Source organism: Methylobacterium nonmethylotrophicum (assembly GCF_004745635.1).
GTDB lineage: Bacteria > Pseudomonadota > Alphaproteobacteria > Rhizobiales > Beijerinckiaceae > Methylobacterium > Methylobacterium nonmethylotrophicum.
The window spans coordinates 60,004-73,478 of record NZ_SRLB01000032.1 but is presented as its reverse complement, the minus strand read 5'-3'; the positions used below and the strand labels follow the sequence as shown (position 1 = coordinate 73,478).

The following is a 13,475-nucleotide window of genomic DNA, read 5'->3' as shown; positions in this document are numbered from 1 at the left end:
GGTGACGCCGCCCGCGTGCTGCGCCACGCACGGCAGATCCTGGCGGACGAGTTCAAGGTCGATCACGTCACGATCCAGATCGAGGATGCGGCGCTCCGAGCCGAGGAAAAGGCTCTTCACGTCTGACCGGACCCGAGCCGGTCGGCCTCGGACGCCGATGGTGTTTTCCCTTGTCGCAATTCAGGAATATGGAACCTCGATGTCAGCTTGGGCCTACACGCTCATCCCAGCCCTCGCGACGGTACTGGGCGCCGCCGTCGCCGCCGTGCGTCAGCCTGGCCCGGCGGTCACCAGCGCCATCCAGCATCTCGCCGCGGGCGTCCTGTTCGCCGCGGTCGCGGGCGAGATCCTGCCCGACCTCAAGCATCAGCAATCCCCGATCGCGGTGATCGTCGGCGGAGCTCTCGGTGTCGCCCTGATGCTCCTAGTCAAGCGCTTGGGAGAGAAGGCGAAGGGGTCGACCGGGCTCATCGCGACGGTCGGGATCGACATCCTGATCGACGGCCTGGTCCTCGGCATCGGCTTCGCGGCCGGGGCGAAGCAGGGCCTGTTGCTGACGGGCGCACTCACGCTCGAGGTGCTGTTTCTCGGGATCGCGGTCGCCTCCAAGCTGAAACAAACGAGCGGATCCGCGGGACGTGTGGTCGGTACCGTGGCCGGTCTCGCGCTCCTGCTGCCGATGGGCGCACTTCTGGGCACGCCGATCGGTGCGCTGCCCGGACCCTATCTCGCCGGCTTCTTCGCCTTCGCGCTCGTCGCGCTGCTCTATCTCGTCACCGAAGAGCTGCTCGTGGAGGCGCATGCCGTACCCGAGCAACCCTGGACTACCGCGATGTTCTTCATAGGCTTCCTCGGCATGCTGGTGATCGAGGAGATCGCCACCTGAGTCGTGCCGGCTCGCGCATCGGCGATCATGCTGAAAGCTACCTTTGCCCGTGGGGCGCACCGCGCAACGCTATCGAGAAAGAACCGTCACGTCGATGAAGTTCACGGCCTTCAGCCTCTGGGAGGTGGCATCCCATCTCGTCGATCTCGCGATCGCCTACGCGCTCGCGGCGCCGATCGGGTGGGACCGCGAGCAGGAGGAGCGCTCGGCCGGCATCCGCACCTTTCCCCTCGTCGCGGTTGCCGCCTGCGGCTTCGTGCTGGTCGCGATCCGCGTGCTCGGGGCGGACTCGACGGGACAGGCCCGCATCCTGGAAGGCGTGATCACGGGCGTTGGCTTCATCGGCGGCGGTGCGATCCTGAAGCATGCCGGGCGTGCCTCCGGCACCGCGACCGCCGCCAGCCTGTGGGCCACGGGCGCACTCGGGGCGGCGGTGGGCTACGGCCTCTATGACATCGCCGCCATCCTGAGCCTCGTCACCTATCTGACGCTGCGCTACCTCGTGCCGCTGAAGCAGGCCGCCCACCACGGTGGGGGCGATGCCAACGGTAGAGGATCCGAAACCGATCCAGAGGAGCCGAAAACCGATACGGCCGCGCGTTCGTCGGGCGCCGTGCCGGACCGGAAAGGGGCAGCCAATCCGTCATTTCCCGGCAGGGACGCTTGAAGCAGTCTCAGGCGACGAAGTGTCTCATTCCGGCCAGAGGGGTGCATACCTTGTGCTTGCTTGCGGTCGATCGTAGATCAGGGCTGCGATGACGAGCCTGCGGTACCCTTGGATGAGCGACTCGGCGCGCCTGCTGCGCGCTGCCGTGGCGTGCCTGGTGGCCTTCGTGTTCGCTTTCTCCATCATCACCTCTGAAACTGCCGCGGCACCGAGCCCCATCCAGAGCGATGGTCTGCTGACGCTGTCGTCGCAGTCGGCTGCGGATCACACAAGCTCTAGCGACCCAGCGGATGCGGGCATTCTGCTCCACGTTCACTGCGGATGTCACCAAGTGATGCGGGCCGAGCCGGTCACGTTCGAGCCGGTTCGGACGGCTGACAGAGTCGTCTATCGCGTCCAGACCGAGCCGCTCGCCTCCCGTCCCGCCTCCCCGCTCCGCAGACCGCCCCGAGTCTGACCCGTCCCACCGCTGCGGTGGGTGTTCGTCGCTCGAGCCTGACCCAGGTGCCGGGCGTTGAGGTCATGTGGGGTTTGGGACCGATCGACTGCGCGCCGTCGCGCAGTCGACACCCGAAGACCCGGTCGAGGTCAGCGTCATGCGTGCCATTCTCATTTTGATAGTTCTGGCGGTGGGCGTCGCGATCGGCGGTGCCGTACCGCGCGTGTCTCAGGTCATCCAGGGAGCCTTGGCGGCGACGGGCCTGATGAAGACCGAACCCGCACCAGACAGTCAGTCTGCGCCCCCGAAGGCGGAGGCCGAAAAAAAATCTGTCGGCGAGAAGGCGGAGGATCACGCGGCTGAGGGGCAGATCAAAATGTCGGCAGAGCAAGCTGCCGCGCAGGAGATCACGACTGCACCCGTTCAGGGCGGCACACTCTCGCGGCACCTGATGGCGCCCGGCACGGTCACGCCGGACACCGACCGGGTCGCCCGGGTGCCTGCGCGGGTCGTCGGCACGGTGGCGGAGATGCTCAAGCGCCTGGGCGATCCCGTGAAGAAGGGCGAAGTCGTCGCCGTCCTCGACAGTCGCGAGGTCGCCGACGCCAAGAGCGAATATCTCACCGCCTCGGTCAACACCGAGTTGCAGAAGACCAACTATGACCGGCAGCAGGCTCTCTGGGACAAGCGGATCTCGGCGGAGGCCACCTTTCTTCAGGCGCGAGCCACCTATTCCGAGACGCAGCTGCGCCTGAACCTGGCTCGGCAGAAGCTCTCCGCGCTCGGCCTCAACGCGGATGAGGTGGTCACGACGGCCAAGAAGGACGAGACCACCCCGAACCAGTCGAGCCTGCGCCGCTACGAGCTGCGCTCGCCGCTGAGCGGGCGCGTGGTCGAGCGCAAGGTCGACGTCGGCACGGCGGTCGGCAAGGAGGGCGATCCGGCCGACCTCTACACGGTCGCGGATCTATCCACCGTCTGGGTCGAGCTTGCGGTGCCGACCACGGATCTCGCCAAGGTCAAGGAGGGGGCGGAGGTTCTGATCGCCGCCCGGGACGAGGATGCGGGCCAGCGGGCGAAAGGCAAAATCATCTTCGTCAGCCCGATCCTGAACGCCGAGACCCGCTCCGCCCGGGTCATCGCCGCCCTGCCCAACCAGGATTTCAGCTGGCGGCCGGGCACCTTCGTGGCGGCCGAGATCCAGGTCGGTCAGGACGCGGTGAAGATGCGGGTGCCGCGCGATGCGCTCCAGAGCATGGGCGGCGAGAAGGTCACCTTCGTGCGCACCCCGGAGGGGTTCGAGAGGCGCGACGTCAAGACCGGCAAGGCGGACGACGTCTCGGTCGAGATCGTCTCGGGGCTGTCTCCCGGCGACGAGATCGCGATGACGAACACCTTCCTCCTCAAGGCTGAGCTCGGCAAGGGCGAAGCCGAGCACCACGACTGAACGGGACACTCGCCATGATCAGTCGCATCCTCGACTTCTCCGTTCACCAGCGCTGGCTCGTGGTGCTGCTGTCGCTGCTCGCGGCGGGTTTCGGCGTGTTCTCGCTGACCAAGCTGCCCATCGACGCGGTGCCGGACATCACCAATAATCAGGTGCAGATCAACACGGTCGCACCCTCCTACTCGCCGGTCGATATCGAGAAGCAGGTCACCTACCCGGTCGAGACCGCGCTCGCCGGCATCAAGGGTCTCGAATACACGCGCTCCATGTCGCGCAACGGCTTCTCCCAGGTCACGGCGGTCTTCAACGAGAAGCTCGACATCTACTTCGCCCGCCAGCAGGTCGGTGAGCGCTTGAGTCAAGCGAAGGCCTCGCTGCCGCCCGGGGCCGAGCCGCAGATGGGCCCGATCTCGACGGGTCTGGGCGAGATCTACATGTGGTCGGTGCACTACAAGAAGCCGGGCGATGGTGCGCCCGTCGTCGACGGCAAGCCCGGTTGGCAGTCCGACGGCAGCTATCTGACGCCCGAGGGGCAGCGGCTCACGACCGAGCTGGAGCGGTCGGCGTATCTTCGCACGGTCCAGGACTGGATCATTCGCTTGCAGATCAAGACCGTGCCGGGCGTGGCCGGGGTCGACGGCATCGGCGGCTTCGAGAAGCAGTATCACGTCCAGCCCGATCCCGCGAAGCTCACCGCCCTCAATCTTTCGTTCGGCGACGTCGCCCGAGCCCTGGAGGCCAACAACGCCAACCAGGGCGCGCGCTACCTGGAGGAGAATGGCGAGGGCTACGTCGTGCGCGCCGCCGGCCGCCTGGAGAGCATGGACGAGATCGGCAACGTCGTCGTCACCACCCGCGGCGGCGTGCCGGTGCGCATCACGGACATAGCTCAGGTCCGGATCGGGCGCGACCTGCGCACCGGCTCCGGCAGCGAGAACGGGCGGGAGGTGGTGATCGGCACCGCCTTGATGCTGATCGGCGAGAACAGCCGCACGGTGGCGGCGGCCGTCGACGCCAAGATGAACGAGATACGGCGTTCGCTCCCGCCCGGCATCGAGGCCCAGACCGTCCTCAACCGGACGCTGCTGGTCGAGGCGACCATCAAGACCGTGGCCAGAAACTTGGCCGAGGGGGCGGCCCTGGTCATCGTCATCCTGTTCCTGCTGCTCGGCAACATCCGAGCGGCCATCATCACCGCCCTGGTCATCCCCGTCGCCATGCTGATGACCATGACCGGCATGGTCGAGGCGAGGATCTCGGCCAACCTGATGAGCCTCGGCGCCCTCGACTTCGGCCTCATCGTCGACGGGGCCGTGATCATCGCGGAGAACTCGCTGCGGCACCTCGCCGAGAAGCAGCACGAACTCGGGCGCAAACTCGACCTGGAGGAGCGGCTCGCCACGGTGCGGGCCTCGGCCGAGGAGATGATCAAGCCCTCGCTGTTCGGGCAGGCGATCATCATCCTCGTCTACGTGCCGCTCCTGACCTTCACCGGGGTCGAGGGCAAGATGTTCGAGCCGATGGCGCTGACCGTGATCATCGCGCTGGTCTCCGCCTTCGTCCTGTCGCTGACCTTCGTCCCGGCGATGATCGCCATCGTCATCACCGGCAAGGTCACCGAGAAGGACAACTTTATCATCCGCGGCCTCAAGGCCGCCTACCGGCCGGCGCTCGCGGGCGCCGTGCGGGCCCCGATGGTGTTCATCCTAGGCTCCCTCCTGCTGCTGGCCGGGGCCGGCTTCCTCTTCACCCGGCTCGGCGCGGAGTTCATCCCGACGCTGGACGAGAAGAGCATCGCGATGAACGCGCTGCGCATCCCCTCGACCTCGCTGTCGCAGTCCCAGGCGATGCAGCTCAAGATCGAGCAGGCCGTGAGTAAGTTCCCGCAGGTGGCCTACGTCTTCTCGAAGACGGGGACGGCCGAGGTCGCTTCCGACCCGATGCCGCAGAACTCCTCCGACACCTTCGTGATCCTCAAACCGCAGGAGGAGTGGCCGGACCCGGAGCTATCCAAAGCCGAGCTCCAAGAGCAGATCGAGAAAGCGGTTGGAGGCTTGGCCGGCAACGTTCTGGAGTTCTCTCAGCCGATCCAGCTCCGCTTCAATGAGCTTCTGGCGGGCACCCGGGGCGATCTCGCCGTCAAGGTGTTCGGCGAGGAGTTCGAGCCGATGACAAGGGTGGCGAACCAGATCGCCGCGATCCTGAGGGGTACGCCAGGCGCCGAAGACGTCAAGGTCGAGCAGACGGCGGGCCTGCCGTTCCTGGAGATCAAGATCGACAAGATCGGAGCTGCCCGTCTGGGCCTGAGCACGTCGGCCATCCAGGAGGTCATCGGTGCAGCCATCGGCGGCAAGGAGGCCGGCATGGTGTTCGAGGGCGATCGGCGCTTCCCCATCGTCGTGCGCTTGACGGACAAGGTGCGCGAGGACCGCGAGGCTCTGGAAAACCTGCCCGTATCTCTCCCCCCTGGACCGAACGGGCGCGCCGCGTCGGTGCTTCTGAAGCAGGTCGCAAGTTTCACCGTCACCGAGGGACCAAACCAGATCAGCCGCGAGAACGGCAAGCGCCGTGTCGTGGTCACCGCCAACGTACGCGGCCGGGACATCGGTTCGCTCGTGGCCGAGGCGCAGGCAAAGGTCGGGAGCGAGGTGCAATTGCCCTCGGGCTACAGCGTGAGCTGGGGCGGCCAGTTCGAGAACCTCGCCTCGGCCCGAAAGCGCCTGATGATCGTGGTGCCGGTGTGCTTCTTCCTGATCTTCCTGCTGCTTTACTCGGCGCTGGGCTCGCCGCGGGATGCCCTCGTGGTGTTCAGCGCCGTGCCGCTGGCACTCACCGGCGGCATCGCCGCCCTGTGGTTGCGCGGCATGCCGTTCTCGGTGCCGGCGGCGGTCGGGTTCATCGCCCTGTCCGGCGTGGCGGTTCTGAACGGTCTGGTCATGCTGACCTTCATCAAGCAGCTGATCCAAGAGGGCCGGCCGAAGCGTGAGGCGATCCTGGAGGGCGCCATGACCCGGCTGCGGCCGGTGGCGATGACGGCGCTGGTCGCCTCGCTCGGGTTCGTGCCGATGGCGCTCGCGACCGAGACGGGCGCCGAGGTGCAGCGTCCGCTCGCCACCGTGGTCATCGGCGGCCTGATCAGCGCAACCCTGCTCACGCTCCTCGTCCTGCCGGCCCTCTACGCCCGGTTCGGCGGCAAGGAACTGCCGAAATCCTCCGTGCAGGAGAGGAAGGGAGCTGAGGGTCGCGCCTTTCCGCCTCTGCGGCCTGCCGCGGAGTAGGGGCGCCCATGTCACTTCGCGGCTTTCAGATCTCAAAGAGGATCGGAAGCCGATCCAAAGGGCAGGCAGGCTCGCAACCTGGCACGCCGACGTCGCGTCGCGTGACGTTCACGCACCATTCTTCATCGATGTAAGGGGCCGGATAGCCAGCGCGACGTCTGCCTCACGCCACCGATTTTTTTCTTTGCCCGATGGGGATGCTAAAGATGCAGGCCGGCAAGTGCGCGACAAGCGTCTCGGATGCGGAGAGCCGAGCCGATCTCATACACACCGAAGTGCCGGCGAGCCGGCGAGTCCGCAGCCGATGGCTCTCGAGTGCATTCCGCATGCTGGTCGATGCCTGCCTTCTGGACGACCCAAAATGGTACGCGCCCCTGGCGAAAGCCCTCGCCCCGAGGCCCGGTGAGCGCATTCTCGACTGCGGCCCTGGAAGTGCTCTGCGCGCCTTGTATTGCGCCGACCGCTTCCCAGACTCACAGTTTGTTGCGGTCGAATTTAACCGGCGTCGGGTCACGAAAGCGTTCAAGCGCGCATCCAGCATGAATTTGTCCAACTATAAAGCCATGACGTTCGAAGATGCGAGGCGCACACCGTTCGGCGCAGCTTATTTCGACAAAGCGATGCTGGTTCTCAACCTGCATGGTCTTGGGCCGGAGGATAAAACTAAAAATCTGCGGGAGCTTCGGCGGATCCTCCGGCGAGGCGGTATCGTCTTGGCGGCCGACATCGACCAACCGAAGGCCTCGCGGGAAGACGTGATCCTACGGCTCACCCAGCTATTCTACGGCGCGGAGGCAACCAAGTCCCACACGTCGGGGATGTGGCCGAAATACCTGACGGAGGCGGGATTTACCGGAGTGCGTCGCTTGTCGGAGCATCCAATTTGGATCGGCCGAATGGCCCTGATCCGCAGCCGGAAGCAGTGACCTCGCTCCATTGAACTGATGCGGTGGATGCCCCCACCGAGCGGCATCTCGTATGCCTGACGGTTCAATCGGAACCGATCATAGGGGTCATCGATGCCGACGAACATCAGCATGCTGGCAGTCGATCTGTCGAAGGGCAGCTTCCAAGTCTGTGCCGTCAGATCGGACGGATCGGTTCTATATAACCGTGCCCTGTCGCGGGCTCGGTTCGCGGCGCTTCTGGCGGATCAGCCGGCTTGCATCGTGGCGATGGAAGCGTGTGCGACGTCCCATCACTGGGGTCGCGTGGCCTAGCAGAACGGTCACGAGGTCCGGCTTGTGCCGGCAGTCTACGTGAAGCCGTTCGTCAAGCGCCAGAAGAACGATCGCGCCGCTGCGGAGGCGATCGCCGAGGCGGCTTCGCGCCCGAGCATGCGCTTTGTGGCGGTGAAGAGCGCCGAGACGCAGGGGCGCGGTGGCGTTCCGCACACACCAGTGCCTGGTCCGCCAGCGCACGCAGCTCATCAACGCGCTTCGTGGCCATCTGGCCGAGTTCGGCGTCGTCGCTCCGAAGGGGCCGGCGAACCTCAAGGTGCTGGAAGTGGCTCTGGCCGACGAGGTCGGCGATCTGCCTGGCGCAGTGCGCGCGATGGGGGCGGTCTATCTCGACCAGATCGCGAGGCTGACGGAGGTGATCGAGCGGCTGGCGGACGAACTGGAGACGGCATCGCGGACGGACACCGATCTGCGACGCCTGTGCACCATACCGGGGATCGGCCCGGTGACGGCTGGGGCCGTCGCCGCCTTCGCTCCGGATCTCGACACGTTCGACAGCGGACGCAACTTCGCCGCCTGGCTCGGTCTCGTGCCGCGGCAGCGATCCACGGGCAAGGCCAAGCTCGGTTCCGTCAGCAAGATGGGCCAGACCGATATCCGGCGCCTGCTCATCGTCGGGGCCATGAGCGTGATCCGCTGGGTGGTTCGCAAGGGTGGAAGCGTGAACCGCTGGCTCGCGAGCCTCGTCACGCGCAAACCGAAGATGGCCGCGGCGGTCGCACTGGCCAACAAGATGGCGCGGATGATCTGGGCCGTGACGACGAGGCAGAAAGATTACCGGATGGCGTGACCCGAGCCCCGCAACGGGACGAAGGCACACCATGGCCGCAAGGCCGGGGCGAGCGATCGACGAGGAGTAGGCGACACGGACTTCGAAGTTCAAGGCAGGGACATTCAGACCCGGGGCTCGAGCGCTTGCAGCTCTCTGAACCGATGTGAACCCAGCCTTCCGAACAGCATACCGGCCCGTGGCGTCATCGAAGGCCACATCATGAGGCCTGACACACGTCCGATCGAAGACCCCGCCGAAACATCGAAGATCAAGCTTGCCAAACAGGGGGCATCCGCACACGCCCCTGAATGGCGGCGATGTTCTTCGCGGGCTTCCTGCTGCTGCTCCTGCTCGAGGGAATGATCGGCTAGACTGGACCCGGAATGCTGGCCGCTGGCGAAACCGAGTCCCTCCCGGACGAGGCCCACATCCTCCTCGTCGAGGACGACGGCATGCGCGTGCTCGTCGGCCGCATCCTGCGGGAGAGCGGCTTCCGGGTCACGGGCTGCCGCGGCGGCGCCGAGATGTGGTCGCTCCTGCCCGACACGCCGGTCGACCTCGTCCTCCTCGACGTCATGCTGCCGGGCGCGTCCGGGTTCGACCTGCTCAGGGCCCTGCGGGCGAAGGGCACCGTCCCGGTCATCATGCTGAGCGCCCGCGACGAGGAGGCGGACCGGGTCCTCGGCCTGGAACTGGGCGCCGACGACTACGTCGCCAAGCCGTTCGGGCGCCCGGAGCTCCTCGCCCGCATCCGGGCGGTGCTCCGCCGGGCGACCCTCGCGCCGGTGCCGAGCGCGGCGTCGCGGCCGGAATCCCTCGCCTTTGCCGGCTGGCGGCTCGACCTGCGCAGCCGCGCCCTGACCGATCCCGAAGGCGCCGCCGTCGACCTGTCGGGCGCCGAGCTGACCTGCTGCTGGTGTTCCTGGAACACCCGGGCCGGGTGCTCGGCCGCGAGCAGATCCTGGAGATGGGCCGCGGGCGCCTCGCCGCGCCGTCGGACCGCAGCGTCGACACGCTGGTCAGCCGGCTGCGGCGCAAGCTCGAACCGCCCGAGGGGACGGCCCCCGTCATCAAGACGGTGCGGGGCTCCGGCTACATGCTGGCCGCCAAGGTCGAGCGGGCATGAGGGGCCTCCTCGGCCTCGCCCGCAGCCTGGAGGGGCGCACCGTCGTCATCCTGCTCCTGGCCGTGCTCCTCGTCCATGGCGGTGCGCTGGCGATCTACCGCCTCTCGGCGGCGGCCGACGAGGCCTTCGCCACCGAGGTCGCCCGCCAGCTCGTCATCGCACGCGAGGCCGTGTCGCGGCGCCCGCCGGAGGAGCGGGCCGACGAGGCCAAGGCCCTCTCGTCGAAGCATTTCGAGGTCGGCTGGGAGCGGGGCCCGCCCGCCGAAGCCGTCGGGACCGACGCGGCGCTGCGCGACCTGCGCGACCGCGTCCTGGAGGCCGAACCCGTGCTCGGCCCAGGGCTGGCGCTCGCCCTGGGCGCGCCGGACGAGCCGCTGCGCCAGCGGGACCTCCGCGGCGCCTTCCCGCTCCCGGACGGCGACTACCTGACCTTCCGCTCTGCCCATGCGCCGGGCCTCGCCCGCCTAGGGCCGTGGGCCTTCCTCGCGACGGCGATGGCCATCCTGGTCGGTGTCGCAGCCGTGGTCCTGGTGCACCGCATCGCCGGGCCCCTGCGCGAGTTGACCCGCGCCACAGAGCGGATCGGACGGGGGGGCGGTCGTGCCGGTGCCGGAGGTCGGGCCGGACGAGACGCGCGGGATCGGGCGCGCCCTGAACGCGATGCAGGCGCGCATCCACGGCCTCGTGGCGGAGCGGACGCAGGCGCTGGCGGCGGTCTCGCACGACCTGAGAACGCCCATCGCCAGGCTGCGCCTGCGCCTCGACCGGGTCGAGGACGCCGACGAGCGCCGCGCGATGGCGGCGGACCTCGACGAGATGCAGGCCATGGTCGAGGCCACCCTGGCGTACGTGCGCGGCGGCGATGACCCGGAGGCGCGGCAGGTCGCCAACGTCGCGAGCCTCCTGATGGCGGTGGCGGACACCTCGACGGACGCCGGCCGGGATGTCGCGTATGCCGGCCCCGGCCGGGCGCTGGCGGAGGTGCGGCCGGTCGCCCTCCGGCGGGCGTTGGAGAACCTCGTCGACAACGGCGTGTGTTACGGCGGCCGCGTGCGGAGGGCCTGTCGCAAACTCGGGTTCAGGCCGCAGAAGGGACTGCCCCGCCCTGCTTTCACGCTTTGTTCGCGACGGGAAGTCCAAAGCAGGTGGCAAGCAGCTGGTTCTGCTCCCCGACGGTCCACGCACCTGAGAACCCGAAGCCCTTGCGCAGCCACAGCATCGCCTCGAAGCCCTGGATCGTGCGGCGCGCCGTGTGGAACGAGCGGAACCCGCCCACCCGGGGCATCGCTCGCTTGACCCGGAAGTGGTCGCTCTCGATCCCCTGCTGCAGGTGCTTGGTGACGTGGTGGATCGGAGCACGCGGCAGCAGCCCCGCCTTGCGGCTCTCGGCGATGGCGGGCGGGTACGGGCCGGCCCCATCGGTGCCGATCCGGTCAGGCGCGAGAAGCGGCTGATCCTGCAGCATCTTACGGAAGAAGCGCTTGGCGGCATCAAGATCGCGCTGTGCAGTGAGCAGGAAGTCGACCGCCTCGCCGTGCTTGTCGATGGCCCGGTAGAGGTAGCGCCACTGGCCCCGCACCTTGATGTAGGTCTCATCGATCCGGACCGAGCCGCAGTGGGGCCGCCGGAACTGCCGCAGGCGCTTCTCGATCAGCGGCGCGTAGGCGAGCACCCAGCGGTTCAGGGTGGAGTGGTCGACCTCCAGACCCCGTTCCAGGAACAGCTCCTCGATGTCACGATAGCTCAGCGGGTAGCGCAGGTACCAGGAGACCGCCTGCACGATGAGCGCTGCCTCGAAGTGCCGGCCCCTGAAGTCGGCCTTAGCCCGTTGCTTGAGCTTGGCGGCGATGGCGGACAGGATCATGGGCCGGCTCCAGGGCGAAGGCGGCAGGCTGGGCAGGTATGGTTAACGAGCCGTAAGCGGGGATCCGTTCGCCTTTGCGACAGGCCCCCTCGAAGTGCCGGCCCCTGAAGTCGGCCTTAGCCCGTTGCTTGAGCTTGGCGGCGATGGCGGACAGGATCATGGGCCGGCTCCAGGGCGAAGGCGGCAGGCTGGGCAGGTATGGTTAACGAGCCGTAAGCGGGGATCCGTTCGCCTTTGCGACAGGCCCCCTCGAAGTGCCGGCCCCTGAAGTCGGCCTTAGCCCGTTGCTTGAGCTTGGCGGCGATGGCGGACAGGATCATGGGCCGGCTCCAGGGCGAAGGCGGCAGGCTGGGCAGGTATGGTTAACGAGCCGTAAGCGGGGATCCGTTCGCCTTTGCGACAGGCCCGAGCAGCGCCTGTTCGCCCGAGCCGGAGTGAAGCAGGGACTGCGTAGGCTGCCCGAACCGGACTGGCCGTCGCTGGTGCGGGAGATGCGCCGGCCCGGGGTCAACCTGACGGTGCTGTGGGAGGAGTACCGGGAGGCTCATCCAGAGGGTTATGGCTACTCTCGCTTCTGCGACCTCTACCGCGAGTTCGAGGGCCGCCTCACGCCGGTGATGCGCCAGCACCACCCGGCCGGTGACAAGATCTTCGTCGACTACTCCGGCAAGAAGATCGGGATCGTCGACCCAGCTACCGGCGTCGTACACGAGGCCGAGATCTTCGTGGCGGTGCTCGGCGCGTCGAGCCTGACCTACGCCGAGGCGACCTGGACCCAGGCGTTGCCCGACTGGATCGGCGCCCACGTTCGCCTGTTCCGCTTCCTTGGCGGCGTTCCCCGCCTCGTCGTGCCCGACAACCTCAAGAGCGGGGTGCACAAGGCCTCGTTCTATGACCCGGAGATCAACCGCTCCTACGGCATGATGGCTGACCACTACGGTATCGGGATCCTGCCAGCGCGGCCCCGCAAGCCACGCGACAAGGCCAAAGTGGAAGCCGGCGTCCGCTTTGCCCAGAGCTACATCCTGGGACGGCTGCGCCGGCAGACGTTCTTCTCACTGGCTGAATGCAACGCCGCAATCGCCAAGATGGTGGAGCACATCAACGCTCATCTCATGCGCCGGCTCGGGACCACGCGTCGCGCCCTGTTCGAGGCGATCGAGCGGGCAGCTCTGCGTCCGCTGCCGGAGGAGGACTACACCTTCGCCGAGTGGCGGCTGGCCCGGGTCAACCTCGACTACCACGTCGAGGCGGGCGGCTTCCTGTACTCGGTGCCCCATGCCCTCATCCGCGAGCAGGTCGACGTCCGCCTCACGGCGCACACGGTCGAGGTGTTCCACCGCGGGCAGCGCGTCGCCGCTCACGAACGTCGTTACGGCGGCCGGCGCCACGGGACCGATCCCGCGCACATGCCCCGCGCACATCGGCGCTACGCCGAGTGGAGCCCCGAGCGCTTCCGGCGCTGGGCACGCAGCATCGGACCGGAGACCGAAGGGCTGGTCATCGCCGTCCTCCACGATCGGCCGCATCCCGAACAGGGCTTCCGCACCTGCCTCGGCATCCTGCGCCTCTATCGCGGGCTCGCCCCTGACCGGGCGGAGGCCGCTTCGGCTCGGGCCGTGGCCATCGGGGCGCTCACCTACGCGAGCATTGCCTCGATCCTGGCCAACGGTCTGGAGCGCGCCGCAGCGCCTCCCGAACCAGCCCCGGTGCTGCTCCATCCCAACCTGCGCGGCCCGCGCTACTTCCAGTGAC

8 protein-coding genes and 4 pseudogenes are annotated in these 13,475 nt (G+C 67.7%); 9 read left to right on the top strand and 3 right to left on the bottom strand.

The genetic code is table 11. The features are described from left to right. Positions 1 to 199: 199 nt before the first annotated feature. From EU555_RS29370 to EU555_RS29340, 7 genes and pseudogenes are all read left to right on the top strand, one after another. Positions 200 to 886, top strand: a complete 687-nt coding sequence (locus EU555_RS29370) for a ZIP family metal transporter (protein ID WP_135418888.1) — start codon at positions 200 to 202, stop codon at positions 884 to 886. 94 nt (positions 887 to 980) lie between these two features. Then, positions 981 to 1,553 carry an MgtC/SapB family protein gene (locus EU555_RS29365; protein WP_083469528.1) on the top strand — a complete coding sequence of 191 codons (573 nt, stop codon included), beginning with the start codon at positions 981 to 983 and terminating at the stop codon, positions 1,551 to 1,553. Between the two features lie 596 nt (positions 1,554 to 2,149). Continuing rightward, the gene (locus EU555_RS29360; RefSeq protein ID WP_135418887.1) at positions 2,150 to 3,439 is read left to right on the top strand and encodes an efflux RND transporter periplasmic adaptor subunit; all 1,290 of its coding nucleotides are present in this window, start codon (positions 2,150 to 2,152) and stop codon (positions 3,437 to 3,439) included. Positions 3,440 to 3,453: 14 nt separating this feature from the next. Next, the gene (locus EU555_RS29355) at positions 3,454 to 6,717 is read left to right on the top strand and encodes an efflux RND transporter permease subunit (RefSeq protein ID WP_135418884.1); all 3,264 of its coding nucleotides are present in this window, start codon (positions 3,454 to 3,456) and stop codon (positions 6,715 to 6,717) included. A 326-nt stretch (positions 6,718 to 7,043) separates the two neighbouring features. After that, positions 7,044 to 7,643: a class I SAM-dependent methyltransferase gene (locus EU555_RS29350; protein ID WP_167858699.1), complete on the top strand. Its 600-nt coding sequence runs from the start codon at positions 7,044 to 7,046 to the stop codon at positions 7,641 to 7,643. 93 nt (positions 7,644 to 7,736) lie between these two features. Then, positions 7,737 to 8,748, top strand: a pseudogene (locus tag EU555_RS29345) (IS110 family RNA-guided transposase). Between the two features lie 365 nt (positions 8,749 to 9,113). Beyond that, positions 9,114 to 9,856, top strand: a pseudogene (locus EU555_RS29340) (response regulator transcription factor). Here EU555_RS29340 and EU555_RS37645 read toward each other — a convergent pair. Next, positions 9,823 to 10,302 (bottom strand): hypothetical protein, encoded by a 480-nt coding sequence (locus EU555_RS37645; protein ID WP_342636503.1) that lies wholly within the window; start codon positions 10,300 to 10,302, stop codon positions 9,823 to 9,825. The pseudogene EU555_RS29340 and the gene EU555_RS37645 overlap by 34 nt on opposite strands. Before the next feature lie 214 nt (positions 10,303 to 10,516). On the opposite strand from EU555_RS37645, the pseudogene EU555_RS37640 reads away from it, so the two are divergent. Further along, positions 10,517 to 10,651, top strand: a pseudogene (locus tag EU555_RS37640) (histidine kinase dimerization/phospho-acceptor domain-containing protein); the annotation flags it as partial. A 316-nt stretch (positions 10,652 to 10,967) separates the two neighbouring features. On the opposite strand, the gene EU555_RS29330 reads toward EU555_RS37640, so the two are convergent. Together EU555_RS29330 and EU555_RS29320 are read right to left on the bottom strand one after the other, a co-directional pair. Next, a complete protein-coding gene (locus tag EU555_RS29330) occupies positions 10,968 to 11,720 on the bottom strand; it encodes an IS6 family transposase (RefSeq protein ID WP_135418882.1) in 753 nt (250 codons plus the stop codon). Between the two features lie 242 nt (positions 11,721 to 11,962). Continuing rightward, positions 11,963 to 12,040: pseudogene (locus tag EU555_RS29320) on the bottom strand (IS6 family transposase); the annotation flags it as partial. Positions 12,041 to 12,154: 114 nt separating this feature from the next. Between EU555_RS29320 and istA the strand changes: the two are divergent. After that, positions 12,155 to 13,474, top strand: a complete 1,320-nt coding sequence (gene istA / locus EU555_RS29315; protein ID WP_245524553.1) for an IS21 family transposase — start codon at positions 12,155 to 12,157, stop codon at positions 13,472 to 13,474. Position 13,475 lies beyond the last annotated feature (1 nt).

Excerpts from the sequence above, each read along its gene's own strand:
- EU555_RS29370 (WP_135418888.1), top strand. The coding sequence starts at position 200 with ATGTCAGCTTGGGCCTACACGCTCATCCCAGCCCTCGCGACGGTACTG.
- EU555_RS29365 (WP_083469528.1), top strand. The coding sequence starts at position 981 with ATGAAGTTCACGGCCTTCAGCCTCTGGGAGGTGGCATCCCATCTCGTC.
- EU555_RS29360 (WP_135418887.1), top strand. The coding sequence starts at position 2,150 with ATGCGTGCCATTCTCATTTTGATAGTTCTGGCGGTGGGCGTCGCGATC.
- EU555_RS29355 (WP_135418884.1), top strand. The coding sequence starts at position 3,454 with ATGATCAGTCGCATCCTCGACTTCTCCGTTCACCAGCGCTGGCTCGTG.
- EU555_RS29350 (WP_167858699.1), top strand. The coding sequence starts at position 7,044 with ATGCTGGTCGATGCCTGCCTTCTGGACGACCCAAAATGGTACGCGCCC.
- EU555_RS37645 (WP_342636503.1), bottom strand. The coding sequence starts at position 10,302 with ATGGGCAGAGCGGAAGGTCAGGTAGTCGCCGTCCGGGAGCGGGAAGGC.
- EU555_RS29330 (WP_135418882.1), bottom strand. The coding sequence starts at position 11,720 with ATGATCCTGTCCGCCATCGCCGCCAAGCTCAAGCAACGGGCTAAGGCC.